This is a genomic window from Streptomyces sp. NBC_01320, from assembly GCF_035974375.1.
GTDB lineage: Bacteria > Actinomycetota > Actinomycetes > Streptomycetales > Streptomycetaceae > Streptomyces > Streptomyces yanii.
In genome coordinates, this window is the sequence record NZ_CP108390.1 from 4,740,401 (window position 1) to 4,765,663 (window position 25,263).

At 71.2% G+C, this 25,263-nt stretch carries 29 protein-coding genes and 1 pseudogene; 10 read left to right on the top strand and 20 right to left on the bottom strand.

All coding sequences use genetic code 11. The features are described from left to right. Positions 1–2: 2 nt before the first annotated feature. The 3 genes from OG395_RS21295 to OG395_RS21305 form a co-directional block, all read right to left on the bottom strand. Positions 3–1,040: an AAA family ATPase gene (locus OG395_RS21295; RefSeq protein WP_327244384.1), complete on the bottom strand. Its 1,038-nt coding sequence runs from the start codon at positions 1,038–1,040 to the stop codon at positions 3–5. Positions 1,041–1,155: 115 nt separating this feature from the next. Then, positions 1,156–3,180, bottom strand: a complete 2,025-nt coding sequence (locus OG395_RS21300) for a VMAP-C domain-containing protein (protein WP_327244385.1) — start codon at positions 3,178–3,180, stop codon at positions 1,156–1,158. Positions 3,181–3,236: 56 nt separating this feature from the next. Continuing rightward, positions 3,237–3,836, bottom strand: a complete 600-nt coding sequence (locus tag OG395_RS21305) for a CU044_2847 family protein (RefSeq protein ID WP_327244386.1) — start codon at positions 3,834–3,836, stop codon at positions 3,237–3,239. 233 nt (positions 3,837–4,069) lie between these two features. On the opposite strand from OG395_RS21305, the gene OG395_RS21310 reads away from it, so the two are divergent. Then, positions 4,070–4,249: a DUF6104 family protein gene (locus tag OG395_RS21310; protein WP_023586593.1), complete on the top strand. Its 180-nt coding sequence runs from the start codon at positions 4,070–4,072 to the stop codon at positions 4,247–4,249. An 82-nt stretch (positions 4,250–4,331) separates the two neighbouring features. Here the strand turns inward: OG395_RS21310 and OG395_RS21315 are convergent, their stop codons facing one another. Next, a complete protein-coding gene (locus OG395_RS21315; protein ID WP_327244387.1) occupies positions 4,332–5,153 on the bottom strand; it encodes a hypothetical protein in 822 nt (273 codons plus the stop codon). Positions 5,154–5,305: 152 nt separating this feature from the next. On the opposite strand from OG395_RS21315, the gene OG395_RS21320 reads away from it, so the two are divergent. Then, the gene (locus OG395_RS21320; protein WP_327244388.1) at positions 5,306–6,163 is read left to right on the top strand and encodes a DUF4097 family beta strand repeat-containing protein; all 858 of its coding nucleotides are present in this window, start codon (positions 5,306–5,308) and stop codon (positions 6,161–6,163) included. A 1-nt stretch (position 6,164) separates the two neighbouring features. Further along, positions 6,165–7,160, top strand: a complete 996-nt coding sequence (locus OG395_RS21325) for a PadR family transcriptional regulator (protein ID WP_327244389.1) — start codon at positions 6,165–6,167, stop codon at positions 7,158–7,160. A 40-nt stretch (positions 7,161–7,200) separates the two neighbouring features. Here the strand turns inward: OG395_RS21325 and OG395_RS21330 are convergent, their stop codons facing one another. The 5 genes from OG395_RS21330 to OG395_RS21350 form a co-directional block, all read right to left on the bottom strand. After that, the gene (locus OG395_RS21330) at positions 7,201–7,782 is read right to left on the bottom strand and encodes a Clp protease N-terminal domain-containing protein (RefSeq protein ID WP_327244390.1); all 582 of its coding nucleotides are present in this window, start codon (positions 7,780–7,782) and stop codon (positions 7,201–7,203) included. Continuing rightward, complete coding sequence (locus OG395_RS21335) at positions 7,782–7,991, bottom strand: sigma factor-like helix-turn-helix DNA-binding protein (RefSeq protein ID WP_014154112.1); 210 nt, start codon at positions 7,989–7,991, stop codon at positions 7,782–7,784. The genes OG395_RS21330 and OG395_RS21335 overlap by 1 nt, the downstream gene beginning before the upstream one ends. Positions 7,992–8,406: 415 nt before the next feature. Beyond that, positions 8,407–8,748, bottom strand: a complete 342-nt coding sequence (locus OG395_RS21340; protein ID WP_327244391.1) for a hypothetical protein — start codon at positions 8,746–8,748, stop codon at positions 8,407–8,409. Between the two features lie 80 nt (positions 8,749–8,828). Then, positions 8,829–9,794: a zinc-binding dehydrogenase gene (locus tag OG395_RS21345; protein ID WP_327244392.1), complete on the bottom strand. Its 966-nt coding sequence runs from the start codon at positions 9,792–9,794 to the stop codon at positions 8,829–8,831. 204 nt (positions 9,795–9,998) lie between these two features. After that, positions 9,999–11,222, bottom strand: a complete 1,224-nt coding sequence (locus tag OG395_RS21350; protein WP_327244393.1) for an NAD(P)-dependent malic enzyme — start codon at positions 11,220–11,222, stop codon at positions 9,999–10,001. 524 nt (positions 11,223–11,746) lie between these two features. On the opposite strand from OG395_RS21350, the gene OG395_RS21355 reads away from it, so the two are divergent. From OG395_RS21355 to OG395_RS21365, 3 genes are read left to right on the top strand one after another with little or no spacing between them, the layout of a single operon-like run. Beyond that, positions 11,747–12,709, top strand: a complete 963-nt coding sequence (locus OG395_RS21355; protein WP_327244394.1) for an ABC transporter substrate-binding protein — start codon at positions 11,747–11,749, stop codon at positions 12,707–12,709. Positions 12,710–12,738: 29 nt separating this feature from the next. After that, positions 12,739–13,689 (top strand): amino acid ABC transporter permease, encoded by a 951-nt coding sequence (locus OG395_RS21360; RefSeq protein WP_327244395.1) that lies wholly within the window; start codon positions 12,739–12,741, stop codon positions 13,687–13,689. Then, positions 13,686–14,447 carry an amino acid ABC transporter ATP-binding protein gene (locus OG395_RS21365; protein ID WP_327244396.1) on the top strand — a complete coding sequence of 254 codons (762 nt, stop codon included), beginning with the start codon at positions 13,686–13,688 and terminating at the stop codon, positions 14,445–14,447. Before OG395_RS21360 ends, OG395_RS21365 begins: the two co-directional genes overlap by 4 nt. A gap of 70 nt (positions 14,448–14,517) precedes the next feature. On the opposite strand, the gene OG395_RS21370 is transcribed toward OG395_RS21365, so the two are convergent. The 3 genes from OG395_RS21370 to OG395_RS21380 form a co-directional block, all read right to left on the bottom strand. After that, on the bottom strand, positions 14,518–15,285 hold the full coding sequence (locus OG395_RS21370; RefSeq protein ID WP_327244397.1) for a hypothetical protein: 768 nt from the start codon (positions 15,283–15,285) through the stop codon (positions 14,518–14,520). Beyond that, complete coding sequence (locus OG395_RS21375) at positions 15,282–15,770, bottom strand: SigE family RNA polymerase sigma factor (RefSeq protein WP_327244398.1); 489 nt, start codon at positions 15,768–15,770, stop codon at positions 15,282–15,284. The genes OG395_RS21370 and OG395_RS21375 overlap by 4 nt, the downstream gene beginning before the upstream one ends. A gap of 145 nt (positions 15,771–15,915) precedes the next feature. Beyond that, positions 15,916–16,677 (bottom strand): class I SAM-dependent methyltransferase, encoded by a 762-nt coding sequence (locus OG395_RS21380; RefSeq protein WP_327244399.1) that lies wholly within the window; start codon positions 16,675–16,677, stop codon positions 15,916–15,918. Between the two features lie 95 nt (positions 16,678–16,772). On the opposite strand from OG395_RS21380, the gene OG395_RS21385 reads away from it, so the two are divergent. Then, entirely contained in the window at positions 16,773–17,402 is a 630-nt protein-coding gene (locus tag OG395_RS21385; RefSeq protein WP_327244400.1) for a CGNR zinc finger domain-containing protein, read from the top strand. Here the strand turns inward: OG395_RS21385 and sodX are convergent. After that, complete coding sequence (gene sodX / locus OG395_RS21390; RefSeq protein WP_327244401.1) at positions 17,306–17,752, bottom strand: nickel-type superoxide dismutase maturation protease; 447 nt, start codon at positions 17,750–17,752, stop codon at positions 17,306–17,308. The two genes, OG395_RS21385 and sodX, sit on opposite strands and share 97 nt — an antisense overlap. Before the next feature lie 154 nt (positions 17,753–17,906). On the opposite strand from sodX, the gene sodN reads away from it, so the two are divergent. Then, positions 17,907–18,302, top strand: coding sequence for a superoxide dismutase, Ni (gene sodN / locus OG395_RS21395; protein ID WP_266981604.1), 396 nt, complete (start codon positions 17,907–17,909; stop codon positions 18,300–18,302). Positions 18,303–18,598: 296 nt separating this feature from the next. Here the strand turns inward: sodN and OG395_RS21400 are convergent, their stop codons facing one another. Further along, positions 18,599–20,071: an MFS transporter gene (locus tag OG395_RS21400; protein ID WP_327244402.1), complete on the bottom strand. Its 1,473-nt coding sequence runs from the start codon at positions 20,069–20,071 to the stop codon at positions 18,599–18,601. 99 nt (positions 20,072–20,170) lie between these two features. Here OG395_RS21400 and OG395_RS21405 point away from each other — a divergent pair, with 99 nt between their 5' ends. Further along, positions 20,171–20,782 carry a TetR/AcrR family transcriptional regulator gene (locus tag OG395_RS21405; RefSeq protein WP_266981636.1) on the top strand — a complete coding sequence of 204 codons (612 nt, stop codon included), beginning with the start codon at positions 20,171–20,173 and terminating at the stop codon, positions 20,780–20,782. A 37-nt stretch (positions 20,783–20,819) separates the two neighbouring features. Here the strand turns inward: OG395_RS21405 and OG395_RS21410 are convergent, their stop codons facing one another. The 5 genes and pseudogenes from OG395_RS21410 to OG395_RS21430 form a co-directional block, all read right to left on the bottom strand. Beyond that, a complete protein-coding gene (locus OG395_RS21410) occupies positions 20,820–21,440 on the bottom strand; it encodes a nucleotidyltransferase domain-containing protein (protein WP_327244403.1) in 621 nt (206 codons plus the stop codon). Between the two features lie 66 nt (positions 21,441–21,506). Next, positions 21,507–22,418, bottom strand: a complete 912-nt coding sequence (locus OG395_RS21415; RefSeq protein WP_327244404.1) for an NAD(P)H-binding protein — start codon at positions 22,416–22,418, stop codon at positions 21,507–21,509. After that, positions 22,415–22,777 (bottom strand): DUF952 domain-containing protein, encoded by a 363-nt coding sequence (locus tag OG395_RS21420; protein WP_327244405.1) that lies wholly within the window; start codon positions 22,775–22,777, stop codon positions 22,415–22,417. Before OG395_RS21420 ends, OG395_RS21415 begins: the two co-directional genes overlap by 4 nt. Positions 22,778–22,892: 115 nt before the next feature. Continuing rightward, positions 22,893–23,897: an NAD-dependent epimerase/dehydratase family protein gene (locus OG395_RS21425; RefSeq protein ID WP_327249406.1), complete on the bottom strand. Its 1,005-nt coding sequence runs from the start codon at positions 23,895–23,897 to the stop codon at positions 22,893–22,895. A 92-nt stretch (positions 23,898–23,989) separates the two neighbouring features. Further along, positions 23,990–24,299, bottom strand: a pseudogene (locus tag OG395_RS21430) (LysR family transcriptional regulator); the annotation flags it as partial. A gap of 125 nt (positions 24,300–24,424) precedes the next feature. Here OG395_RS21430 and OG395_RS21435 point away from each other — a divergent pair. Continuing rightward, on the top strand, positions 24,425–24,880 hold the full coding sequence (locus tag OG395_RS21435; RefSeq protein ID WP_327244406.1) for a group II truncated hemoglobin: 456 nt from the start codon (positions 24,425–24,427) through the stop codon (positions 24,878–24,880). A gap of 21 nt (positions 24,881–24,901) precedes the next feature. Here OG395_RS21435 and OG395_RS21440 read toward each other — a convergent pair whose 3' ends face one another. Next, positions 24,902–25,261: a GntR family transcriptional regulator gene (locus OG395_RS21440; RefSeq protein ID WP_327244407.1), complete on the bottom strand. Its 360-nt coding sequence runs from the start codon at positions 25,259–25,261 to the stop codon at positions 24,902–24,904. Between the last annotated feature and the right edge of the window lie 2 nt (positions 25,262–25,263).

Below are 25,263 nucleotides of genomic sequence, written 5' to 3' on the forward strand. Positions count from 1 at the left end.
CATCACCTCGGCCGGTCGAGTCGCTGGATGAGCAGGTCGGCGAGCCGGTCCCGGCCGGCGGGGGCGGCCGCGTCGGTGAGATAGATGGCGTTCAACAGCTGGTCGGTGGCCAGGAGTTCGCTCCGCGACCGCTCCAGGAAATGGGCGATGAGATCGTCTCCGGAGCGCGCCGCCTCATCGCCGAGGTGGGCGCGGACGAAGGTGGCGAGCCGCTGGTGGTCGGGGCGCCCCAGCTCCAGGTGGATGCAGCGCCGCATCAGCGGGGCCGGGAAGTCGCGCTCGCCGTTGCTGGTGAGCACGACGAACGGGAACGCCCCGCACTGCACACGGCCGCCCTTGACCGTCACCTTGATGCCGTCGTCGGTCAGCACCTCGGCTTCCCCGTCGGGCAGCCGGTCGGCGATCCGCTCGAGTTCCGGAATGCCGAACTCGCCCTCCTCCAGCACGTTGAGGAGGTCGTTCGGCAGGTCGATGTCGCTCTTGTCGAGCTCGTCGATGAGCAGCACACGGGGCCGGTCGGAGGGCAGCAGCGCGGTGCCGAGCGGGCCGAGCCGGATGTAGCTGCCGACGTTCTCCGCCGCGTCGGAGCCGGCCGCCGCGCCGTGCGCGGCGATCTGGACGTCCTGCAGCCTGGCGATCGCGTCGTAGTGGTAGAGGCCGTCGAGGAGCGTGGACCGGCTGACGATCGGCCAGCGCAGGACTCGGCCGAGCCTGAGTTCATGGGCGACGGAGTGGGCCAGGGTGCTCTTTCCGGCGCCGGGGCTGCCGGTGACCAGCAGCGGGCGACGCAGGTACAGCGCCGCGTTGATCATTTCGAGTTCTTCGGCGCCGGGCCGGTGGAGTTCCGCGATGTGCCGGTGGCCGCCGAGACGCCGGGTGGCGGACCCGTCCGCCCGGTCCCCCCCGGTACCGCCGTCGCCGGGGTCCGGGGCCTCGCGGGCTGCGAAGTCCCGCCAGGGCGGCGGGGACGGCAGCCGTTCGATGCCGTCGTGCGGTTCACCGGCCCCTCGGTAGATGAGCCACTCGCTGGGTTCACTCATAGCGTGTTCCTCGTCGTCACTCGTCCGCCAGGTCCGGTGTGAGGGGCAGCAGCCGTCGAACGTGCCTCACGGTATCGATCCGTGAACTCCCCCGTAAGAGGCCGGCCGGCGCTGTTCACGGCGCCTCCAGGAGCTGACCGGAACCGGGGAGCATATGGTGCGGATCGTCATAGAACAGAACGACGCCGTAGGACCAGAACGCATCGGCACGTTCCGCCTTCACGTCCCTTCTCAGCTCGTGGATCCGCTGCGGCAGCCGGTCGGCGGTGCGGGTCTCCGCGACGGTGTTGAGGGCGCGCCGATGGAATTCGGAGCAGACTCCGTCCGGTTCCCCGGTCCGCCGCCACAGGGCCACCCCGAAGCCGCCGTCGAGGATCCGCACCAGTCCGGCCGTGGTCTCGGGGTCCGGCCGGCCGCCGTACCGGCAGAGGACCGGCACGGTCTCGTACGCCAGGGTGTGCAGCCTCGCCACCTCCGGTACGCGTACTCCCATTCCGTCCTCGCAGTCGACGACTTCGGCCTGCACCGAGGAGTTCCGGGTGCCGTTCCAGCGGGCCCTGCGCAGTCTTTCCACGTCGTCGTGCGGCGGCTGATCCCGCGTCGAGCGGCGGACGACGACCGGGCGTACGGCTCCGAGCGGCAGCCCGTCGGGGGTCACCTTCCAGTTGTCGACGTTCAGGCCGAGCAGCGCCGGTGGGACCGCGACCTGGAGCATGGCGGGGCTGTCGGGTTCGTCGCACCGCCGGAACGCCTCGGCGAGCGGGGCGGCCAGCCGGTCCGGGAGAGCCCCGGGTCCCGTGCCCTGGCTGTCCTCGGCGACGGGCAGGACCTCCCCGGTGCGGCGGGCGACGCCGATCCGCCAGTCGTAACGGTCCCGTTCCCAGCCCCGCGGTTCCAGTTCCAGCAGGACGAAGGCGCGTTCGCCGTACCGGGCCGGTTCGCCACTCGGCTCGGGGGCCCGCTGGTGTGCCTGGTCCCGGCTCTGCCGGACGGCGCGCCAGTGCAGCACGAGTTCCTGCCGGAAGTCGCGGGACAGGTCCTCGTCGGCGATCCGTTTCACCCATTCCCACAGGGACTTCGTGGCGGCCCGGGTGGACGGCACGTCGTACGGGCGGTCGGCGGCGAGGACGCCCATGCAGTAGCGCAGGATCAGTTCGAGTGCGGCGTCGCGGTCGCGGACGCGGGCGTCGTACAGCGCCCCGAGTCCGTCGCGCCAGCCGCGCGGCGCCGGACGGAGATCGCGCGCATGGACGTTCGGCAGGCCGTCGAGGAGCCGCAGCAGATTGCGGGTGCTGACCGGCGGCGGGAACTCGGCGAGCCTGCCCAGGAGGTCGATCCGCCGCTTGGGGCTGAGCACCCGGCCGGCCGGGCCGGGGAGCTCGCTCTGCACATCGGCCCAGGTCCGCTCGGTGGACGCGGGGCTGTTGTGCCGGTCGGCGTGGTAGCGGTCGTGGGCGTGGAAGACGGCCTGGTACGTGTCGTCCGTCTCGGTCTCCACGGGTCCGGCGGGCACGGTGAGGGAGCGGAGCCGCTCGATTCCGATGGCGGTGCCGCCCTGGTGGCCGTCGAGCCGCGATTTGATCACGCCGACCACCTCGCCGCGGGTGACGTCCACGACGGGCCCGCCGGACATCCCGGGCGCCAGCCAGTCCTCGGCAAGCCGGATCTGCTGGTCGGCATCGGCCCAGCCGCCGAAGGTGCCCTTCACCTCGCAGTCGCCGGTGAGCGTCGTCAGCCCGCCGCCCGGGGAGGGTGCCCAGCCCACGACGCGGACCTTGCGGCCGCGGAGCATGGCCTCCGAGCGCTCGGTGACGTACACACAGGGGTGTTCGACGGGACGCCGCAACTGGATGAGCGCGAGGTCGGGCGCGGGCCAGCCCCGGTCGCCGGCCGGCCGGGTCTCGGGCAGCGCGGCGAGCACCACACCGGGGACCTCGGTCAGCTCGGCGTCGTAGGGGTCGGCCCTGAACAGCACGTTCACCTCGCGCCCCTCCCCCTGCATGGCGACATGTGCGCACGTGAGGACCCAGCTCGGGGCGATGAAAAAGCCACTCCCCAGGAAGCCCGGGCCGGGTCCGTCAGTGGCATACCCGTCCCCCCGGCGATGGATGCGTACGGTGGCGTCCCGCACGAGGTCCATGAGCGCAGCCTCCTCCGGCCCCGGACCCCCTTCTGCGCCCCCGGCGGTCTCCTGCGTCATGACCCGCCGCCGTCGGCGGTCGCGGCACCGTCGGGGTGCGCCGGTGCGCCGGGGGATGCTCCGGCGGACGCATCGTCCGCGGATGCGGGGGCGTGCGACGGCGGGGACGCGGGGTCGGGCCGTGCGGACCCCGGCTGCGCGGACCCCGTGGGGGCCGGTCCCGGCGGCGCCGGTGGTGCAGGCGGCGCGGGCGGGGCGGACGGGACGGGCGGCGTGGGCGGCGCGGCGGCCTGCGCGGGCACCTGCGGCGTGATCGGCGGATCGACGGCCGGGCCGCCGCCGCTCCACGTGAGCGTGACCTTGATGGCGCCCTTGGCCTCCCCGTCCGCGAGGAGTCCGACCACCTTGCCCGCCTTGGCGGTGAGCTCGATGCCGAATTCGACGCTGACCTCGTCCGGCCGCACGGCCCGCAGCGGCTCGGCGAGCGACCGCGCGACGCTGGTCACCACCCCCTGCAGGCTCTCCACCCGGGCCTGCACATGGTCGGTGAAGTCCGAGAAGCCGGTGTCCGTGTAGGACAGTCCGTTCCCGGCAGGCCGCCGCTCAAGTTCCTCGGCCCCGGAGATGCGCGCCCAGACCGGTGTACCGTCCGGCATCTCAATGCGTGTAATACGGGCCCCGCTGTCACTCATGACACCCCCCGTTCCCCGAACTCCCCGCAGGTTAACGGCAGTACGCGATCGATGCGATGCACATCCGTCAGGACGCCGGGGCCGGGTGCACCGGTTCTCGGACGTTTCCCGGCCGGATTCCGTCGCCCCCGCCGAGGGTCCCTGCGCCCTCGCTCCCGGCCCCCTGGGGGCTGTCACCAGGCATTAAACTTGCGGCCATGTACTTCACCGACCGTGGCATCGAGGAGCTGGAGAAGCGGCGCGGCGAGGAGGAGGTCACTTTCGAGTGGCTCGCCGAGCAGCTGCGTACGTTCGTCGACCTCAATCCCGATTTCGAGGTCCCCGTCGAGCGCCTCGCCACCTGGCTGGCCCGGCTGGACGACGAGGACGAGGAATAGGGCGACGCCCCGGGGCGCGTCCGCCGGTTTCCATCGGCCCGGATCAGCCCCCGTCGGCCCGGATCAGCGCCTCCGTCCGGGATCAGCGCCCGTCGGCCCGGATCCGGTCGTACGCAAGACCGAGTGCCCCGTGCACGATCAGCAGTGCTCCCGCGAACGCCCACCCTCCTCTGCGGCGCCCGATCCCCCAGATGACGAGCGGTACCCCGGTGGCGAGCTGGGCGGTGGCGAGCGCACGCGCCTTGGGGCCTCGCAGCCACGGGCCGAGTCTGCTGTTCTCGACCGCGTCGAGTTCGATCTTCACGGCGTCGCGCCAGCCCGCCCAGGCGATCCGCTCCGTTCCCGGCCTGCTGTCGGCCGAGGCGTGCAGCCGATCGGCGGGTTCGCCGGGATCGAGGCCGGCCGGGAGGATCAGTCCGATGCGGGTGAGCGCGGCGAGGAGGCCGCGCAGCCGGGTGCGGGCGTCCGCGTCGGGATCCGGGCGGGTCAGCGTTTCGAGCCGCTGGATGTCCAGGACGGGGTCGAGGCCGAGCCGCGCGGCGAACGTACGCATCGCCTCGTCCTCACCCGCGGGAGTCCCGTCCGCCAGCCAGACGTATCCGACGGGCCGCCGGAAGTCGGACGCGAGCGTGTAGCCGGCCCGGTCGCCGTCCCACCACAGTGCGAGAACCGGCCAGATGGAGCCGACCGCGAGTGCGGTGGCCCAGCCGCCCACCACACTGTCGACCGGCTGATCCCCTTCTCCCCCGTCCTGCCAGGGCATTCCCTCCGGCACGAGGACGCTCCACCCGTCACCGGCGGGCGCGAGCAGCATCCGCTCGCGCAGCAGATGGGCCACCGGGCGCACGGAGTCGGGTTCGGCCCGGCAGAGCAGCAGCGCACCCACGGGTGATGTCGCGTTCATGTCCCACACCGTAGGGCAATTCACCCATATTTGGCGCCCTTTGATCACCCCAGGTCGCCTCACTCTCCCTTGACTTCCCCGATCCGCGATATATCGTGTTGCCAAGAGACGCGATATGTTGCGTCAGGGCGCGCTCCTGGGAGGTCAGATCCATGCCTGTGTCGACGTGGGCCATCGCCGAGCCTCAGAAGCTCACCTTCGACGACCCGGTGACCGCGCTCAGCGTGCGCATCGTCAACGGCACCGTCAACGTCGTCGGCACCGAGGAGCCGACCGCACGGCTGGAGGTCTCCGCGATCGAGGGCCCGCCGCTCAGCGTGACGCAGAAGAACGGCATCCTCACGGTCGCCTACGAGGATCTGCCCTGGCACGGCTTCCTGAAGTGGTTCGACCGCAAGGGGCGGCACCGCAGCGCGGTGGTCTCGCTCGCCGTGCCGGCCGGGTCGACGGTCGAGCTCGGCACGGTCGGCGCCGGAGCGTTGGTCTCGGGCATCCGGGGACGCACGGACGTGCGCGGCATCACCGGCGACACCACGCTCGTCGGCCTCGCCGGCACGGTCCGCGCGGACACGGTCTCCGGCAATGTGGAGGCCCAGTCCGTCACCGGAGAGCTCCGCTTCAAATCGGTCTCCGGCGATCTGACGGTCGTCGAGGGCGCCGGGGCAGCGGTACGGGCCGAATCGGTCAGCGGCAACATGGTGCTGGACCTTGACCCGACCGGGAAGCCCACGGACATCCGGCTGACCACGGTCTCCGGCGAGGTCGCCATCCGGCTGCCGCATCCGGCGGACGCGACGGTCGAGGCGAACACGGCCAGCGGCGCCGTCTCCAACGGCTTCGAGGATCTGCGGGTCGGCGGCCAGTGGGGTGCGAAGCGGATCACCGGGACGCTCGGCGCAGGCACCGGCACCCTGAGGGCCACGACCGTGTCGGGGTCGATAGCCCTGCTGCGCCGCCCACCGGCCGAGGACGATCCGTACGACGCCGAGCCGACCGGAAAGGTGCTCTGACATGCCCCCCGTATTCGCCCATGGGCGGCTCCGCCTCTACCTGCTGAAACTCCTGGACGAGGCGCCCCGCCACGGTTACGAGGTGATCCGGATCCTGGAGGAACGCTTCCAGGGTCTGTACGCACCGTCGGCGGGCACCGTCTATCCGCGCCTGGCCAAGCTGGAGGCCGAGGGCCTCGTCACGCATGCCACCGAGGGCGGCCGCAAGGTCTACTCGATCACCGACGCGGGCCGCGCCGAACTGGCGGACCGCGGCGGCGAACTGGCCGATCTGGAGCTGGAGATCCGCGAGTCGGTCTCCGAACTGGCCGCCGAGATGCGGGACGACGTGCGGGGCGCGGCGGGGAAGCTGCGCAGCGAGATGCGCGCGGCAGCCGGCGAGACCCGGCACACCTCCGCCACCGGGACCGGCGCGAAGGGCGACCGGGGCTCCCCGTTCGGTGATTTCGGCGACTTCACGGACTTCGGCGACAGCGAGGCCTGGCGCACCGCCAAGGAGGAGCTGCGCAAGGCCAAACAGGAGTGGAAGGAGCAGGCCCGCCGGGCGAAGGACGAGTCCCGCCGTGCCCGCGAGGACGCCCAGCAGGCACGCCGCCAGGCCAAGGAGGCCCAGGAGAGGGCGCGCGAGCAGATGCAGAACGCGGCCCGGCAGGTCCAGGAGCACTTCGCCCGGGGTGACTGGCCCACCGGCGTACGGGAGGGGCTGGCCGAGATCACCGGCCGCCTGGCCGGCTACACCGGGACGACCGGCCGGCCCCCGTACACCAGGCCCGAACCGCCGGCCGGCGACCCCGACTGGGGCAAGGAGACGGGCACGACGGGCGACCCTGCCCGCGACCTGGACCGCCTGCTCGACCGTTTCCGGGACGACATCCGCGACGCGGCCCGCGACCGGGGCGTGACGGAGGACCAGCTGGTGGAGGCCCGCCGCCATCTGTCGACGGCGGCCGCCCGCATCGGCGCGCTTCTGCGGAAGGACGCCGACGCCAAGGAGTGAGCAGGGGCCGGGGGCATGCCCCGGCCCGTCCACCACATCCCTACCCCGCCTTCGCCTGTCCCTCGGCTCCCCCGGCACCGTCCCCGTACAGCGCCCGCGTGACCGCCTCGTGCGTCGCCCCGTGCTCCGTCAGCACATCGGCGACCACACCGGGTGTGACGGTGAACGCCAGCAGGATGTGTTCCTCGCCGATGAACCGGTCACCGCGCCCCACCGCCACCCGCAGGGACTTCTCCAGAATCGTCTTTGCACCCCGGGCGAAGGCAGGCCGCCCGGACCGCCCGCGACGGCCCTTCCGGTCCGCGGCCAGAGCGCCCTCGCCGTGGGCGTCCTCGATCCGCGTGACGATCTCCGTCACATCGATGCCGATGTCGGCGAGTGCGTCCGTATCGGCCTTGGTCAGCCCGCCCCGCCGACGGGCCTCGGCAAGCGCCGCCTCCACCGAGGCGCGGCGGTCGGTCAGCCCGAGGACCGCGACGGCGAAGGCGGCCCGGTTGCCCTGCTGGTCGAGCAGGGCGAGCAGCATGTGCTCCTCGGTGACGGAGTCGGAACCGGTCTTCCTGGCGTGGTCCACGGCGCCGGACACGACGGCGCGGGCACCGCTGGTGAATCGCTCGAACATCAATGCCTCCCGTACTTCTTGTGGACGGCCTGTCGGCTGACGCCCAGTTCGGCCGCGATCTCCTGCCACGACCAGCCCTGGACGCGGGCGCTTCTGACTTGTACGGCTTCGAGCTGCTCCAGCAGCCGTCGCAGGGCGGCGACGGCGCGCAACCCGACGCGCGGGTCGCGGTCGCCGGCGCGTGCGGCGAGATCCGTTGCTTCGGTCATGATGTCAACTTACGTTGACATGAGGTCCGCGTCAACCATGGTTGACATGATCCGCGTCGGGCTCCGCCACCGTGACAGCCCCGCACTCCCCCGCAGACCTCCATCCGCACCCCACCCCGCGCCTGCGCACCGCGGCACCCGTCGACCGGGACGCGCACCGGCGCGCCGACGGCAGGAGCGGGACAGCAGAAGTGCGGGGCGCACACAGGTGAGTGAAGCGGGCGTCGACGGCCGGTCGCCGAGCGGCATGCCTGGAGCCGGTGCAGGGGCGGCGAGGCACGTCCGCGCCGGGTCGGGTCGGGTCGGGTCGGGTCGGGCGGATCCTGGACCGGGCCCGTGGGTACGGCAGCCACGTCCTGATCGATGCCCGTCGGGACCCTTTCGCCCGGCGTTCGGCCACCGCACCATCCCGGCCTCAGCCACCCGCACGGACGGGCTCGCGTTCACCCCGCACCCCGACGGATCGTTCTCCGTGCACGTCGCGGCCGCCGCCCCGCACGCCTCCACCCGTCTGTACGAGGACCCCGGCCCGTGGCGGGTCGTCGCCGAGAAGGTGCAGGACCGGGCCGCCACCAAAGGCCGTTCGGTGCAGGTCGCCACGGTTCGCCGGGTCCTCGACGTTCCGGCCGCGCAGGGCGAGGACCCGGCCGTGCTCGTCGGCCGGCCGAGGAATGCCATGCGGCTGCGGGCCGGGAGCGTGTCGGCGGCGGGGCGAGGACCCCGACCCCGACACGGACGAAGTGACAACTGCCGCCATGATGCTCCGACCATGCGCATGGCGGCAGATCTCAGCAGCAGACCCGACGGGTCATCACCGCCAGGTCGGAGAACAGCACCTCAGGATGTGGTGAGTACGATCTTTCCGAACTGGCCGCCCGAGGCGAGCCGCTCGAACCCCTCGCGGGCACGGTCCAGCGGCAGTACCTCGTCGATGGCGGGCCGCACTCCGGTCGTCGCACAGAACGCCAGCAGGTCCTCCAGCTCGTCCTTGGACCCCATCGTCGAACCGACGACCTTCAGCTCCAGGAAGAAGATCCGGGTCAGCTCGGCGTGCGAGGGCCGGTCGCCGCTGGTCGCGCCGGAGATGACCAGGGTGCCACCGGGGCGCAGCGACTTCACCGAGTGGGACCAGGTGGCCGCGCCGACCGTCTCGATGACGGCATCGACACGCTGCGGCAGCCTTGCGCCGGGCTCGTACGCCTCGATCGCCCCGAGCTCGACCGCCCTCTTGCGCTTGGCCTCGTCGCGGCTGGTGGCGTAGATCCGCAGCCCTGCAGCCTTGCCGAGGACGATCGCGGCGGTCGCGACACCACCGCCCGCACCCTGGACGAGGACGGAGTCACCGGGCCGCACTCCGGCATTGGTGAAGAGCATCCGGTACGCGGTGAGCCAGGCGGTCGGCAGACAGGCGGCCTGCTCGAAGGTGAGCTCCTTCGGCTTGGGCAGCACATTCCAGCTGGGAACGGTGACCTGCTCGGCGAAGGTGCCCTGATATCGCTCGGTGAGGATGGACCGGGGCTCGTTCGGGCCGACGCCGTGCCCGGTCTGGCCGATGACGGAGTGGAGGACGACCTCGTTGCCCTCCTCGTCGATCCCGGCTGCGTCGCAGCCGAGGATCATCGGCAGCTTGTCCTCGGCGAGGCCGACGCCACGGAGCGACCAGAGGTCGTGATGGTTGAGGGAAGCTGCCCGGACATTGACGGTGGTCCAGCCGGGGCGCGCCTCGGGGGCGGGGCGCTCGCCCAGCTCGAGGCCGGTGAGGGGCTGGTCTCGGTCGATGCGGGCTGCGTAGGCGGCGAACATGGACCTGACACTAGGCGCGGGGTGGGTGCGGCGGAACCGGCCAGGGGTGTGACGTGGCCCGCGTGGCCACACCCGGGGCGCGGGGCATCGTTCAGCCCAACCTGCGTTCGAGGCCCGGGGCCCGGGGTTCGGGAAGGGGTGGGGCGGGACGGGACGAAGGTCCGCCGCAGGCGTCCCGCACCCCCACCCCGCCCCGAGCTCACCTCAGCGGCGCGCCACACCCTCCGCGCGCGCGGCCGCGGCAACCGCGGCCGTCACCGCGGGAGCAACCCGCTCGTCGAACGGCGAGGGAATCACGTAGTCCGCCGCCAGCTCGTCCCTCACCACATCCGCCAGCGCATTCGCCGCGGCGATCTTCATGCCCTCGGTGATCCGGGACGCCCGCACCTGCAGGGCACCGGCGAAGATGCCGGGGAAGGCCAGCACGTTGTTGATCTGGTTCGGGTAGTCCGACCGGCCCGTCGCCACGACAGCCGCGTACTTGTGCGCGATGTCGGGGTGGACCTCCGGGTTCGGGTTGGCCATGGCGAAGACGAACGCACCGGGCGCCATCGACGCGACCGCCGCCTCCGGAACCGTACCGCCGGAGACGCCGATGAAGACGTCCGCGCCGACCAGTGCGGTCTCCAGCGGACCGGAGATGCCGGCCTTGTTGGTGATCTCCGCGAGCTCACGCTTGACGTCCGTCAGGTCCTCGCGGTCCCGGCTGACGATCCCCTTGCGGTCGGCCACGGCGACGTCACCGAGCCCCGCCTCCAGGAGGAACTTGGCGATGGCCACCCCGGCCGCCCCCGCGCCGGAGATGACGCCGCGCAGGTCACCGAGGGTCCGCCCGGACAGCTTCGCGGCGTTGCGCAGCGCGGCCAGGGTCACCACGGCCGTACCGTGCTGGTCGTCGTGGAAGACCGGAATGTCGAGCCGCTCCTGCAGTTTGCGCTCGATCTCGAAGCAGCGGGGCGCCGAGATGTCCTCCAGATTCACCCCTCCGAAGGACGGTGCGAGCCGGACGACCGTCTCCACGATCTCGTCCGCATCGGTCGTCGCGAGCGCGATCGGCACCGCGTCGACCCCGCCGAACTGCTTGAAGAGGATCGCCTTGCCCTCCATCACGGGCAAGGACGCCTCCGGCCCGATGTCTCCCAGCCCGAGCACCGCGGTGCCGTCCGTCACGACGGCGACGACCTGCGACTTCCAGGTGTAGTCGTGAACCAGCTCGGGATTCTCCGCGATGGCGCTGCACACCTTGGCAACGCCCGGTGTGTATGCGAGGGACAAGTCGTCCTTGTCACGCAGCGGGACGGTGGCCTGCACGGCCATCTTCCCGCCGCGGTGGAGCGCGAAGGCCGCGTCGAACGGCTCATCGGTGGCGCTCCCGGTACTGCTGTCAGTCGTGCTGTCGCTGCGAGGATTGACGATCTCCGCTGCCATGGTGTTGACCCCTTAAGTTTCTTCGTTTGAGGGTGGCCACTCCTGGTTGAGGAGGGGTGGGCGGGCACCGCGCACGTTCCCTGCACTGGGCGGTTGGCCCGCTCCGGCAGGGGGGAGGTACGTACGCGCGGGCGCGCCGCACACGCGCCCTGAGCCCCGGATGAGGGGTGTAAAGGTCTTTCTTACCGGACAGACCGCATCCCGGACGAGTCGAAACCGACGCGGTGACGTGCCTCATAGTCGAATATCTGGACAAGTCGACTAATCAACCAAATATGCGTCCACCAGTCGAGACACACCGAAGATTCTCCGGCCCGAAGCAGAAAACCCCACAGAAGGTCCGGCCTTGGTGTACCGGCCTGTTGAGGTTCGGGGATCGCCCGTTACCCGATTTTGACATGACTGGCCCCCTGATTGGGCTAGTCCGAATGGCAAGATGCCGTAATCACACGAGGCGGCGACATCCGACGATGTGTGCCATACCGCCTGGCAACTCCACCTTCACCTGCCGGAGGAACCCGATCATGACCGCACGCACCACCCGTCGTACGACCGCAAAGTCCCGGATTGCAGCGGTCTGCGCCATCGCGGTCGCCGGCACCATGCTGCTGACCGCCTGCGGCGACCAGACCAAGGGCGGAACGAAGGCGTCCGAATCGACGAAGAGCTCCTCCGGGGCTTCCTCCCCCGCCGACCTCCTGCCGGCGGACATCAAGTCCCAGGGCGTCATCAAGGTCGGCTCGGACATCGCGTACCCGCCGGTCGAGTTCAAGGACAAGTCCGGCAAGACGGTCGGCATCGACCCCGACCTCGGCGCCGCGCTCGGCAAGGAGCTCGGCGTGACGTTCCAGTTCGAGAACGGCACGTTCGACACGCTGATCACGGGCCTGCGCTCCAAGCGCTACGACCTGGCGATGTCGGCGATGACCGACACGAAGGACCGCCAGGAGGGCGTCGACTCCGAGACGAAGAAGAAGGTCGGCGAGGGTGTCGACTTCGTCGACTACTTCACCGCCGGTGTCTCGATCTACACCAGGAAGGGCGACGACCAGGGCATCAAGACCTGGGCGGACCTCTGCGGCAAGAAGATCGCCGTCCAGCGCGGCACCGTCTCGCACGACCTCGCCAAGGCGGAGTCGAAGAAGTGTACGGGCGGCAAGAAGATCGCCATCGAGACGTTCGACAACGACCTGGAGGCCCAGACCCGGCTGCGCAGCGGTGGCGCCGACGCCGGCTCCTCCGACTTCCCGGTGGCCGCGTACGCGGTGAAGACCTCGGGTGGCGGCAAGGACTTCCAGATCGTCGGCGAGCAGGTCGAGGCCGCCCCGTACGGCATCGCCGTCGCCAAGGGCAACGATCAGCTGACCAAGGCCGTTCAGGCGGCCCTGGACGCAATCATCAAGAGCGGCGAGTACGGGAAGATCATCGCCAAGTGGGGCGTCGAGGCGGGCGCGGTCACCGAGGCCAAGCTGAACGGCGGATCCTGAACCGGCTCCGGCGCTGAAAGGCTTTTCCTGTGACTGACATCGAGAAGACGGGCACGGCCGACCAGCCGCCCATACCCCCCACCCCGTCGGCCGGACCTGAGGCGATCAGGGCCATTCCGGTCCGGCACTACGGCCGGTACGTCTCGGCCGTCATCGCCATCGGCGCACTCGTCGCGATCATCTACGCCTTCAGCCAGGGCAAGATCAACTGGGGTGCGGTCCCCGATTACTTCTTCGACGACCGCATCATCACGGGCGTCGGCAAGACCCTGCTGCTGACCGCCCTGTCGATGGTGATCGGCATCGTCGGCGGCGTTCTGCTGGCCGTCATGCGGCTGTCGAAGAACCCGGTGACCTCGTCGATCGCCTGGTTCTACATCTGGTTCTTCCGCGGCACCCCGGTCCTGGTCCAGCTGTTCGTCTGGTTCAACCTGGGTCTGGTCTTCGAGTACATCAACCTCGGACCGATCTACAAGGACTACTGGTCGAGCTTCATGACGCCGCTGCTGACGGCGCTGCTCGGCCTGGGCCTCAACGAGGCCGCCTACATGGCGGAGATCTGCCGTGCGGGTCTGCTCTCGGTCGACGAGGGCCAGACGGAGGCGTCGCACGCGCTCGGCATGAGCCACGGCAAGACCCTGTGGCGCGTCGTGATCCCGCAGGCGATGCGGGTGATCGTGCCGCCGACGGGCAACGAGGTCATCAACATGCTCAAGACGACGTCGCTGGTGGCGGCCGTGCAGTTCTACGAGCTGTTCAAGTACGCCCAGGACATCGGGCAGTCGTCCGGAGCCCCGGTCGAAATGTACTTCCTGGCCGCGGCCTGGTACTTGATCATGACCTCGGTGCTGAGCGTCGGCCAGTTCTACCTGGAGCGGTACTACGCACGCGGGTCGAGCCGCAGCCTGCCGCCCACCCCGCTGCAGAAGATCAGGGCCAACCTGCTGTCCCTGGGCCGCCCGAAAGGAGGCATGGCATGACCGCCATGGTGAAGGCCGAGGGCGTCCACAAGTCCTTCGGCGCCGCGCACATCCTCAAGGGCATCGACCTGGAGGTCGCCCCGCGTGAGGTCTTCTGTCTAATCGGCCCGTCCGGTTCCGGCAAGTCGACGTTCCTGCGGTGCATCAACCACCTGGAGCAGATCAACGCCGGCCGGCTCTATGTCGACGGCGAGCTGGTGGGTTACCGCCAGAAGGGCGACAAGCTCTACGAGCTCAAGGACAGCGAGGTCGCCCTGAAGCGCCGGGACATCGGCATGGTCTTCCAGCGCTTCAACCTCTTCCCGCACATGACGGCCATCGAGAACGTCATGGAGGCCCCGGTGCAGGTCAAGGGCGAGGCGAAGGCCGTCGCCAGGGCCCGCGCCGAGCGGTTGCTGGACCGGGTCGGCCTGGCCGACAAGGCGAAGAACTACCCGTCGCAGCTCTCCGGCGGCCAGCAGCAGCGGGTGGCGATCGCCCGCGCCCTGGCCATGGAGCCGAAGCTGATGCTCTTCGACGAGCCGACGTCGGCGCTCGACCCGGAGCTGGTGGGCGACGTCCTCGACGTCATGCGCGGGCTCGCGGAGGACGGCATGACGATGGTCGTCGTGACCCATGAGATGGGCTTTGCCCGGGAGGTCGGCGACGCGCTGGTCTTCATGGACGACGGGGTGGTGGTCGAGTCGGGCCACCCGCGCGACGTACTGACGAACCCGCAGCACGACCGGACGAAGTCGTTCCTGTCGAAGGTGCTGTAGCGGTACGGGAGTGACACGAGGGCGGTGCGGACTCCGGTCCGCACCGCCCTCTCCCGTATCCGGCCCCGGGCTACTTCTTCGGCAGCAGTTCCGGGCTCAGCATCAGCGTGCGCAGCTGGGCACGCGTGAGGGGGGTGTTCTTGAGCAGCGGCCCCTGCGCGGTGTCGTTCTTGAGGCCGGTGCTGTCCCGTACGGCCAGCAGCCCGCCGTCCTTCAGGGTGAGCCGTGCGACGAGCTCATGACCCCACAGGGGCGTACCGCCGTACTCCATCGAGTCGCTCCAGATGGTCAGCACCCGGCCGTCCGGCAGTTCCTCGCGTACGCAGTCGGCCGGGCGCCGCTCCCCATTGGTCGGCTTGCAGAGGTTCGCGGCCGGATCGATGCCGCCGAACTTCTGCCCGACCTGCTTGCCGTTCATGACGCCGACGACGAGGTAGCCGACGCCTCCGTCCCTGCGGACGGCGTACTGCCCGTCCAGCGGCCCCACCGGATGCTCCTTGGCCTGCTGCGGGGTCGCGTTCTTGATGATCACGGCGAGCGAGACCTGCTCGACCGAGCCGACTCCCTTGGGCAGCAGCTTGACGAGCTGCTTCGCCCGGCCGCTGTTGCCGGCCAGTTCGGCGGGCGCGGCCACCGAACTCGTCTGCGGCTTCTCCTGTCCGGTGAGCCCCGGGACCGCGAGCGCTCCGGCCGTGACCACGGCGAACGCGGCCGCCGCGACCGTGGCCCGGCGTCGCCACCGCACCCGGGCGGCCTTCGCGTACACGCCTTCGGCGCTGATCACCGGCTGCCCCGCGTGCTCGGCGGCCCGCCCCAGCAGTTCCCTGACGTCGCTCATGCGTATTCCTCCACCATTTCGGCGCGCAGCGCCGCCAACCCCCGAGCCGTGTGGCTCTTGACCGTGTTCTCGCGCATCCCGAGCATGTCGGCCGTGGCCTCGACGCTCAGGTCCTCCCAGTACCGCAGCACCAGGACGGCCCGCTGCTTGGCCGAGAGCCGGGCGAGGGCCGCCCGTACCGCAAGGCCGGTGTCCGTGTCGGGCGACTGGCCCGCGCCGTCGGGCAGTTCGCCGTACGCCTGCTCCCGCCGCCAGAACCGGCGGCGGGCGGCGATGAAGGTGTTGACCAGCGTCTTGCGCGCGTACGCCTCGATGTTGTCCAGCCGCCCGTGCCGCCGTCCGCCGAGCACGACCTTCACCAGCGTCGACTGGACCAGGTCCTCGGCCTCGTGCCGGTCGCCGCAGAGCAGATAGGCGCTGCGGAACAGTGCCGTACGTCTGCCCTCGACGAAGGCGTGCAGCGCGGCTTCGTCATCGCTCCGCATCGTCGGCGCCCCCTCCCGGGTCCGCGGGTGCGGACCGTCTCACCCTTCCAATGCGCCGGGGTGCGCGGCGGGTTGCAGCAGAGACGGAAAAAGTTCGGGGCGGTACGGACCGGAGTCCGTACCGCCCCGTGCGGCGCTCGTGCCGCTACTTCACGGCAAGCACCAGGGCGTCCGACGGGGAGGCCCAGACGGCCCGCGCCTCGCCGAAGCCCGCGGCGCGCAGAGTGTCCGCGTGCCACCGTACGGACGGCATGTCGCCGTCGGCGTGCTCGCCGTAGATCTTGTACCGTTCGGCGGTCGGGGCGGCGAGGACCGGGTCCTTGGCCGCGAGGGCCCACCAGTCCGCCCAGTCGAGGGCTCCCGCGGCCCTGGCACGGTCCATCCCGGCATGGCGGTGGGCGCGTTCGGCCGCGTTGATGCGGGGGGTGTCGGTGTCGATCATGTGATCGGCGTTCATGAACACCCCGCCGTCCCTGACGAGTCCGCCGAGCTGCCCGTAGAGCGTGGTGAGCGGTTCGCTGTGCAGCCAGTGCAGGGCGGTGGCGGTGAGAACGGCGTCGTACGTGTCGTACGGCAGCCGCTCGGCCCAGGCGGGGTCCTTGAGGTCGGCCGTGACAAAGGTGACGCGCTCGTCGCCGGCGAAGGAGCCGCGGGCAATGGCGAGCAGCGCCGGGTCGAGGTCGACGCCGGTACTGGTGGCCTCGGGGAACCGCTTGAGGAGCCGGTCCGTAATACTTCCCGTACCGCACGCGAGGTCGAGCACCCTCGGCCGTGGCCCGACGAAGGCCTCGACCATGTCCAGCATCACCCGGAACCGTTCCTCGCGGTCGGGCATGTACCACTCCTGCTGCCGGTCCCAGCTCTGCTGCCAAGCCTGCCAGTCAGTGCCCGTCGATGTCTCCGTCACCCGAACCCCTCCACTACGTAATACCCTCGAAGCAGAAACGACCGTTACATCGGTCACCGTATCCAGACCTTAGACCGACCCCGTAAGGACTACAAGTGGAACTGGCCTATTACTCGGACTATGCGGTGCGCCTGGTCAACACCGAGGAGCCGGCCCGCAACAAGGACGTCCTCACCTCCGTCGAGGCGGTCCGCGATCTGTTCGGCGCCAACGGGCAGGCGGCGAGGCGCGCCACCGACGCGGACGTGACCCGCTTCCGGTCGGTACGGGCGCGGCTGCGCGCCGTTTTCGAGGCGGCCGACATCGGCGACGAGACGCTCGCCGTCGACCTGTTGAACTCGCTGCTGCTGGAGTTCCCGGTCAGCCCGCAGATCTCCGGCCACGACACCCGTGACGCGGACGGAAAACCGGACTGGCACATGCATCTGGCCGACCACCCCTCGAACGCGACGGCCGGCTACGCCGCCATCGCAGCGATGGGTCTCGCCTTCCACCTCACGTCGTACGGGGTGGGCCGGCTCGGGCTCTGCGAGGCCGCACCCTGCCGCAACGCGTACCTCGACACCTCGACCAACCGGTCCCGCCGCTACTGCTCGGACCGCTGCGCGACCCGCGCCAATGTGGCCGCCTACCGGGCCCGCAAGCGTCTGGAGACGGAGCGCGCCGCCGACACCGGCCGCAGCGCGGAGACCGCCCAGGCCAGCACCGCGCGGACCGAACGCTGATCCCTCCTCAGCGGCCGGTAGCGGGCCCGGACCCGGGCCAGCACCAACTCTTCGGGCACCGTTCCGTAGTCCGTGCTGTCCCCGCCGGCGAACGTGTTGTCGGCCAGCACCCACCAGCCGCCCGCGCGGCGCTCGGTGGCCCGCTTGACGACCAACAGGTCCTGTTGGAAGGGGTGGCGCAGGACGACCACGTCACCGGGGCGCACCGGCGCCCCGTACTGCACGAGCAGCCAGTCCCCGTGGTACAGCGTGGGCACCATCGACGGCCCCGTCACCTCCACCACCTGGAACGGCAGCCGCCCCGCCCTGCCCCGCACGGGCTCCTGCGCCAACTCCGGTACCTCCGGCATCTCCGGCACCTCCCCGGTCCGTTCCGTGCATTCGACCACTGGTCCCATACTCGCCCTGGACTTTTGGCCTAAGCCCATGGGGGCACCCACGAAAACACGTCCCTCACGGAGTAATGTCCCACCTGAGAAGACGATCACGAGGAAGGACAGCTCAATGCTTTCCCGCCTGTTTGCCCCCAAGGTGAAGGTCAGCGCCCACTGCGACCTGCCCTGCGGCGTGTACGACCCGGCCCAGGCCCGCATCGAGGCGGAGTCCGTCAAGGCCGTCCAGGAGAAGTACCAGGCCAACGAGGACCCGCACTTCCGGGCCCGCGCGGTGGTCATCAAGGAGCAGCGCGCCGAGCTCGCAAAGCACCACATCTCGGTGCTGTGGAGCGACTACTTCAAGCCCCCGCACTTCGAGAAGTACCCGGAGCTGCACCAGCTGGTCAACGACGCCCTCAAGGCGCTGTCGGCCGCGAAGGCCTCCACGGACCCGGCGACGGGCCAGAAGGCGCTGGACTACATCGCCGAGATCGACAAGATCTTCTGGGAGACCAAGAAGGCCTGATCGCCGAGTTGGCGCATGCGACGGGTCCGGACGGACCCGACTGCCGCAGCGCGGACGGCGTACACGGACAGGAGGGCCCGGCAGCTTCGGCTGCCGGGCTCTCCTGGCGTTGGACGGTGGGCGAGTACGAGGTCTCGGCCCCGCCCCGATCTTCCGGCTCGGGCAGCACGTTCGGCGGGGAGCCGCCCGCTCCGAGGAACGCGTCCGGGCCGTGCTCGCGGACATACGCGGCATGGGTCAGGTGGATGACCAGGGTGAATGGCCGGCTCCCCGATTCGGCGGGACCGCCAGGGCGGTCACCGGCCGGTGGCTCCCGCTCGCCGCCGGGTTCCCAGGAACGCGCCGGCCAGCAGCGAACCCATCAGGACCAGTGCGGAGTTGACCAGGATCGCGACCGTGACTCCGGACAGGACGCCAGTGGGTCCGGTGTCACCGAGCGAGGTCATCCGGGCGGCGGCGACGGCGCTCATGACCGGGATGCCCATGGTGATGCCGACCTGCTGGGTCATCGTGGCGAGGCCGGTGGCCAGGCCCTGTTCGGTGTCGGGGAGGCCGGAGGTGGCGGTGACCATGAAGCCGACGATCATCAGCATGTTGCCGATGCCGCCGATGAAGGTGGCGGCGAGGAGGAGCCAGATCCAGGCGCCGGAGGTGCCGAGGGCGACCAGGGTGAGCGTGGCGGCGGCCTGGACGATGCCGCCGGCGACGATGGTGGCCCGGGTCCCGCAGCGACCGACGGCGCGGCCGCCGAGGGTGCCGCCGATGACCGTGCCCAGGCCCAGGACGCCGAAGGCGAATCCGGTGGCGAGGGGTGAGTAGCCGAGGACTTCCTGCAGGTAGAGGGTGAGGAGGAAGACGAGCGAGGTCTCGGTGACGAAGGCGATCAGCCCCGCCGCGTTGCCCCAGATGACGCTGCGTCGCCTCAGGATCCGTACGGGCACGAGGGGCGTCGCGGCCCGCTTCTCGACGAACCAGAAGGCGACGAGAAGGGCGACGCCCGCGAGGAGTGCGGCCAGGGTGGTGGGGGTGGTCCAGCCGGTCGCACCGGCCTGGGTGAGTCCGTGGACGAGGGCGAGGAGTCCGCCGGTGACGGTCACGGCGCCGGGGATGTCGAGCCTGGGCCGCTCGCTGGGGCGCGAATCGGTGATGACGGACGGAGCGAGAACGAGAACGAGCAGGGCGACGGGGGCGTTGATGAAGAACGCCCAGCGCCAGGAGAGCAGGTCGGTGAGGAGTCCGCCGAGAATGGCTCCCGCGGTGAACCCGGCTGACATCAGGGCTCCGTTGAGACCGAGGGCGCGTTCACGCAGCGGGCCCTCCTTGAAGGCCGTCGTCAGCAGGGCGAGCCCGGCCGGAGTGACGGCCGCGGTGGCCAGACCCTGCAGCACGCGCGCGGAGAGCAGGACTTCGGGCGAGGTGGCGAGTCCGCCGAGGAGGGAGGAGGCGCCGAGGACGGCCATCCCGCCGAGGAACAGCCGCTTGCGCCCGACGATGTCTGCGACGCGCCCGAAGAGGAGGGTGAAGCCGGCGGCGGCGAGCGCGAAGGCGGTCGCGATCCACTGGAGGCCGGCGAGGGAGAAACCGAGCCCCTTGCCGACGACCGGCAGTGCGACGTTCAGGATCGAGAAGTCCACGGCGATCATGAACTGGGCGCCGAGAAGAAGGGTGAGGACGACCTTCTGCCGCCCGGTCATGCGGATCCCGGGCTGCGCGGAGGCTGCGGCGGCGGCTTCGACCGTCGGTGACGGGGTTGTGCGGGGTGCGGACATGAGTGTCTTCCTCGGGCAGGAGTTTTAACGGTTCCACGGTTCCGTTAAGGTGGAGTCACCGTAGCAGCGGAAGCCGTCTAATGGAACTGGAGACCCGTTATGACTTCTGAGGGTGTGGAGCCCGGCACCGTGCGGCCCGGTGGGCGTACCGCCCGGGTCAGGGAATCCGTCCTGCGGGCGGCGGGCGACGCCCTGGTCGAGCACGGCTTCGACGGCCTCGACCTCGCCGATGTCGCCCGCCGTGCGGGGGTCGGCAAGACCACCGTCTACCGGCGCTGGTCCACCACCACCGGTCTCATCGCCGATCTGCTCGACGACATGGCCGAGCAGTCCTCTCCCCGTACGGACACGGGTTCACTGATCGAGGACCTCAGGGCCAATGCTCAGCTCGTGGTGAAGACCCTGACCGACCCACGCCAGGGCCCGCTCTTCACGTCGGTGATCGCCGCGGCGACGTGCGACCCCCGCACGGCCGAGTCCCTGCACCGCTTCTACGCGATCCGCGTCAAGGAATGGGCGGGCTGCGTCACCGCGGCCCTGGAACGCGGCGAGCTGCCCGCGGGCACGGATCCCGACGAGGTGATCCGCGCGGTCTCGGCCCCGCTCTACTACCGGCTGCTGGCCAGCGGCGCTCCCCTCGACGCGGCGGCCGCCGACCTCGCCGCCGAGGCCGCGGCGGCTGCGGCGCGCGCGGGCGTGTACGTGAGGTGACGCGGTGCGCGCCGGGCGGGGGCTGCGCCGCGCTCCCTCACCACTGCCTGCGCAGCCTCACCGCCCACGGGTGGTCGGCGCCGTACGCCAGGGTGATGGTCTCGGTCAGCCAGGCACGTTGGTCGGCGCTCAGCATCGGCAGAGCGGTCGCGAAGTCCTGGTCGTCCTTGGGACGCCGGGACTTGGCCTTGTACAACAGCTGCACCTGCGGGACCAGATACGGGACGCCGTCCCCCGAGACCCGGCCCAATCGGTCGAGCGGGAGGCGGATGCGGGGGTCGCGGCGGAAGACCCAGTGGCCGTCGTCGTCCGCCTCGTCGAGCATGAGCTGGACGCGCCAGGACTCGCCGGGGCCCGGACGGCACCAGATGTCGTGGACGTGGGGCGGCAGCGTCTCGCCGGGCAGCCACGGGCGCAGGGTGCCGGGCGGGTCGGCGGCCCACGACTCCCAGCCGGCGAGCACCTGCTGGGCGGTCAGCTGGTCGCGGCGGAGCAGCAGGACGTCGATGTCGGCGTGGTCCCGGAAGGCGTGTCCGACGGCCAGTTCGACCGCGTATCCGCCTGCGATCCACCAGGGTGTGTGCAGTACGGAGAAGCGGCGGGCGACCTCGGGGAGCGGGGCGGGGTCCCACGGGCCCCAGCGGGTGTCTGTGCGCATGTGCCGTCGTTCCGTCCCGTCGGGCCGGTCCGGTCCGGCCGGCGTCCCGGCCGGACCGCCGGGAGTTCAGTCGGTTCTGAGCAGGTGCCGGTAGCTGCCCGGATGCTCCCGGAGGTACGTGGCCAGGTTCTGCGCCGGACGGCCGGTCAGACGAGGTACGGCGTCCGAGACGGTGGCCAACTCGCCGGTCGCGATCGCCTCGTAGGACGTCACCCAGCCGGCGACCTCCCAGTCCGCCGCGCCGTACTGCGCGCGTGACGCGTATGCCTCCTCCCGGGTCTCCGGGTGGTAGGTGATGGTCCGTCCGGTGGCCCGGCTCAGTTCCTCGGCTGCTTCGGCGAGGGTGAACGCCTCCGGTCCGGTGAGGTCGTACGTCACCCCGTCGTGGCGGGTGTCCTCGCTCTCGGTGTCGGCCAGCAGGACGGCCGTCGCCGCGTCCGCGATGTCCTCGTGCGCCACCGCGGCGACCCGGCCGTCGCCGCCCGGGCCGCGCAGCACTCCGTCGGACCCGGTCATCGCCGGGATCCCGGCGAGGTACCAGCTGTCGCGGAGGAAGGTGTAGCGCACCTCCGAGACACGGATGTGCGCCTCGGTGTGCCAATGGTCGCGGCCGAAGGTGAACGTGGCGTCGGGTGCGGCGCCGAGGAAGGACACGTACACGATGCGTTCGACGCCGGCGGCGACCGCCGCGTCCACGGCGGTGGTGTGTTCGCGTACCCGGTCGGGGCTCTCGTGCGCGGAGACGAGGAACAGGGTGTGCGCCCCGGCGAGTGCCCGGCGCATGGCCGCCCCGTCGCCGTAGGAGGCGGGTGGAGCGGCGACCGCCCCGGGCAGGTCCGGCAGCCGGGACGGGTCACGGCCCAGCAGCCGGACTGGGACGCCGGCGCGCACGAGCCGCTGGGCGACGCTGCCGCCGACTGCGCCGCTCGCTCCGGTGACCGCGATGATCGGGGCGTCGGTGGGGGGTGTGGTGGTCATGCGGGACTGCCTTCCTTGCGCGGCCAGGGACGTACCTCCACGACCGCGTCCACCGGGACGGGGCCGTAGATGTGCGGAAACTCCTCGCCGCCGGGCGCAAACGACTCGTACCGCACGGGCGCGGAGAGCCGCGCGGGGTCGATGACGAGCACCACCAGGTCGGCCGGGGTCTCGGCATCGGCATCGGCCCCGGCGCCGTACAGCATCTCGGCCACGCCGGGGAGCTGGTGGGGCAGCGAGCAGTGGATGAAGCCCTCTTCGTGCAGGGTGCGGCCGCGGGTGGACATCTCGTACGTCCCGATCCCGCGGGCCGCCTCCCACAGAGGGCCTTCGGTGAGGTGCAGCAGGAGTTCGGCCATGGGGCCAAACTAGCCGCGTCGGCGCATCCTCCGGGCCATCGGCGTGGCCAGTGAACCGGCCGCGAGCAGCACACTCGCGATCCGCCCGGCCGTGCCGCCGGCGGCGGACAGGCTCTCAGGCCGTCAGCAGCTTCGCCTCGGTCTCCGGGTCCAGTCCCACCGAGGGCCGGTCCGGCCGCTGCGGCGCCGCGCCACCCAGCCCGCGCAGCCAGTCCCAGGTGTCCGTGACCGTCTCCCCGATTGGCCGGCAGTGCAGCCCGGCCGCGTGTGCCCGGCTGACGTCGCCCTGGTGCATGGTGTCGTACAGCTCGCCCGGCGGCAGCCAGATCGGCAGCTCGCTCCATGGCTCGACGCCCGCCGCGAGGATCTTCTCGGCGGCCGTCCAGCGCAGTTCGGCGCCGGAGCCGGTGGCCCGGACACAGGCGTCCAGCAGCTCACCCATGGTGGTGTGCCCCGGGCGGCTGACCACGTTGTACGGTCCGTGCAGTCCGCGTTCCGCCGCGTCCAGCAGCCAGTCGGCGAGGTCGCGGGCGTCGATGTACTGGAGCGGGGTGTCCGGTACCCCCGGGGCCAGTACCGGTCCGCCACGGGCGATCCGCCGCAACCACCACGGCAGCCTGCCGACGTTCTCCCACGGCCCGAGGATCAGCCCCGCCCTGGCCAGCAGGGCGCGGTCGCCGAACACGTCGAGTACGGCCAGTTCACCGCCGCGTTTGGCCTGCGGGTACGGGACGTCCGCCCCCGCGTCCGGCGAGGCCCCGTCCACCAGCGGGCCGTCCTCGGGGAGTCCGGCCGGGGCGGGGTGGTCGTACACCGACCGGCTGGAGACATAGGCGTACTGCCCGGCATGGCCGGCGAGCAGCCGGGCCGCGTCCCGTACGGCCGAGGGGGCGCCGCTCCAGGTGTCGACGACCAGGTCCCAGGTGTGCGCCCCTCCCTCGCTCTCCCCCGCGGCGGCGGCGAGCGCCACGAGTCCGTCGGCGCTGGTGCGGTCGCCGAACAGCTCTGTGACGCCCGCGGGGGGTGTGTGGCGGCCGCGATGGAACACGGTGACCTGCCGGCCCCGTGCGAGCGCCGCCTCGGTGACTGCGCGCCCGACGAACTCCGTACCGCCCAGGATCAAGAGCTTCATGGGGCCGACTCTGCCCGCAGCCGGGCCAGTTGGGAACATCCCCTCGCTGTGGGCGGAATCGGCCGGGTCCGGGTGGGACGTCATGGCATCCGCGCGAGCGGGCTGCGGTGGCGCACCAGCCACCGGTGGTACCCGGCCACCCGCTGCGCCGCCTCCCGGTACGCCGCTTCCAGTTCCCCGTACACCGGACCCATGTCGGCGCCCGACCGGGACACCAGCAGCCGTACGGCCGACGGGTCGTCGCGCAAGGGGCGGATGGCCGTGTCGTGGCGCGGGCCCGAGGCGGGCCGGCAGGGGGCGCCCGCCTCGCCGAGGACGACCGGGGAGGCAATCGCCGTGCAGGGCGGTCGAGGTGGGACCGGCCGCGCCGAACACCCGCCGCAGTCCGTCCCGACCGGGGGAACGCGCGCCCCCGCTTGATGCGCCGGCAGCGAACGGTCCCGGTGTGGCCGGCCCCCTGCTGGATGCTGGGCCCAGCGGCCCGCGAGGGTCGGGCCACCCATGGAGGTACGCGCGTGAGCGAGCGTCCGGAAACGCTGTACAAGGCCGTCGGCGGTATCGACGTACTGCACCGGCTGAGCAACACCTTCTACGACGAGGCGCTGGCCGACCCGCTGCTCGCCCCCGTCTTCGCGGACTTCACCCCGACGCACATCGAGCATGTCGCCGTATGGCTGGCCGAGATCTTCGACGGTCCCGCCGACTACACCGCGAGGTTCGGCGGCCACCAGTCCCTGTTGCGCTCCCATCTCGGGCTGTCGATCACCGAGCCACAGCGGCTGCGCTGGATGGAGCTGATGACGGCGGCGGTCGACAAGGAGCTGCCGGACGACGAGCTGCTCCGCCGCCGCGTCGTGGAGTACTTCGACTGGGGCACGAAGATCGCACGCGACATCTCGGCGTCCCCGGCCGGCGAGGACCTCGGCGATCCCGGGCCGACACCGCGCTGGGGATGGGACGGCCTGCGCTGACCCCAGCCCCTTCAACGGCCTTCATGTGTTGTCGAGTTCGGCACGGATCAGGGCCAGCAGTTCGTCCTCCGTCATTCCCAGCTCGCGCGCGTCCGCGACCACGTCGCGTACGTGTTCCAGCAGCCGGGCTCGGTGCGGCGAGGCGCCACCGGTGACGACCGCGCCCCGGCCCCGGCGCAGTTCGATCAGCCCTTCCTCACGGAGCTGCTGGTAACCGCGGAGCACCGTATGGACGTTGACGCCGAGGGACTCGGCAAGGACCCGGGCGGCGGGGAGCCGCTCGCCCGGGACCACTGCTCCGTCGGCGACGGCCCGGCGGACGCAGGCCGCGATCTGGTCGCCGAGCGGCACGGTGGAGGTGGGATCGACCCGGAAGAGCATGG

Excerpts from the sequence above, each read along its gene's own strand:
- OG395_RS21305 (WP_327244386.1), bottom strand. The coding sequence starts at position 3,836 with ATGCCGGACGGTACACCGGTCTGGGCGCGCATCTCCGGGGCCGAGGAA.
- OG395_RS21310 (WP_023586593.1), top strand. The coding sequence starts at position 4,070 with ATGTACTTCACCGACCGTGGCATCGAGGAGCTGGAGAAGCGGCGCGGC.
- OG395_RS21410 (WP_327244403.1), bottom strand. The coding sequence starts at position 21,440 with ATGCGCACAGACACCCGCTGGGGCCCGTGGGACCCCGCCCCGCTCCCC.
- OG395_RS21345 (WP_327244392.1), bottom strand. The coding sequence starts at position 9,794 with ATGTTCGCCGCCTACGCAGCCCGCATCGACCGAGACCAGCCCCTCACC.
- sodN (WP_266981604.1), top strand. The coding sequence starts at position 17,907 with ATGCTTTCCCGCCTGTTTGCCCCCAAGGTGAAGGTCAGCGCCCACTGC.
- OG395_RS21405 (WP_266981636.1), top strand. The coding sequence starts at position 20,171 with ATGACTTCTGAGGGTGTGGAGCCCGGCACCGTGCGGCCCGGTGGGCGT.
- OG395_RS21400 (WP_327244402.1), bottom strand. The coding sequence starts at position 20,071 with ATGTCCGCACCCCGCACAACCCCGTCACCGACGGTCGAAGCCGCCGCC.
- OG395_RS21415 (WP_327244404.1), bottom strand. The coding sequence starts at position 22,418 with ATGACCACCACACCCCCCACCGACGCCCCGATCATCGCGGTCACCGGA.
- OG395_RS21370 (WP_327244397.1), bottom strand. The coding sequence starts at position 15,285 with ATGAGCGACGTCAGGGAACTGCTGGGGCGGGCCGCCGAGCACGCGGGG.
- OG395_RS21330 (WP_327244390.1), bottom strand. The coding sequence starts at position 7,782 with ATGTTCGAGCGATTCACCAGCGGTGCCCGCGCCGTCGTGTCCGGCGCC.
- OG395_RS21375 (WP_327244398.1), bottom strand. The coding sequence starts at position 15,770 with ATGCGGAGCGATGACGAAGCCGCGCTGCACGCCTTCGTCGAGGGCAGA.
- OG395_RS21340 (WP_327244391.1), bottom strand. The coding sequence starts at position 8,748 with ATGGCGGCAGTTGTCACTTCGTCCGTGTCGGGGTCGGGGTCCTCGCCC.
- OG395_RS21420 (WP_327244405.1), bottom strand. The coding sequence starts at position 22,777 with ATGGCCGAACTCCTGCTGCACCTCACCGAAGGCCCTCTGTGGGAGGCG.
- sodX (WP_327244401.1), bottom strand. The coding sequence starts at position 17,752 with ATGCCGGAGGTACCGGAGTTGGCGCAGGAGCCCGTGCGGGGCAGGGCG.
- OG395_RS21365 (WP_327244396.1), top strand. The coding sequence starts at position 13,686 with ATGACCGCCATGGTGAAGGCCGAGGGCGTCCACAAGTCCTTCGGCGCC.
- OG395_RS21335 (WP_014154112.1), bottom strand. The coding sequence starts at position 7,991 with ATGACCGAAGCAACGGATCTCGCCGCACGCGCCGGCGACCGCGACCCG.
- OG395_RS21295 (WP_327244384.1), bottom strand. The coding sequence starts at position 1,040 with ATGAGTGAACCCAGCGAGTGGCTCATCTACCGAGGGGCCGGTGAACCG.
- OG395_RS21325 (WP_327244389.1), top strand. The coding sequence starts at position 6,165 with ATGCCCCCCGTATTCGCCCATGGGCGGCTCCGCCTCTACCTGCTGAAA.
- OG395_RS21355 (WP_327244394.1), top strand. The coding sequence starts at position 11,747 with ATGACCGCACGCACCACCCGTCGTACGACCGCAAAGTCCCGGATTGCA.
- OG395_RS21350 (WP_327244393.1), bottom strand. The coding sequence starts at position 11,222 with ATGGCAGCGGAGATCGTCAATCCTCGCAGCGACAGCACGACTGACAGC.
- OG395_RS21320 (WP_327244388.1), top strand. The coding sequence starts at position 5,306 with ATGCCTGTGTCGACGTGGGCCATCGCCGAGCCTCAGAAGCTCACCTTC.
- OG395_RS21300 (WP_327244385.1), bottom strand. The coding sequence starts at position 3,180 with ATGGACCTCGTGCGGGACGCCACCGTACGCATCCATCGCCGGGGGGAC.
- OG395_RS21315 (WP_327244387.1), bottom strand. The coding sequence starts at position 5,153 with ATGAACGCGACATCACCCGTGGGTGCGCTGCTGCTCTGCCGGGCCGAA.
- OG395_RS21440 (WP_327244407.1), bottom strand. The coding sequence starts at position 25,261 with ATGCTCTTCCGGGTCGATCCCACCTCCACCGTGCCGCTCGGCGACCAG.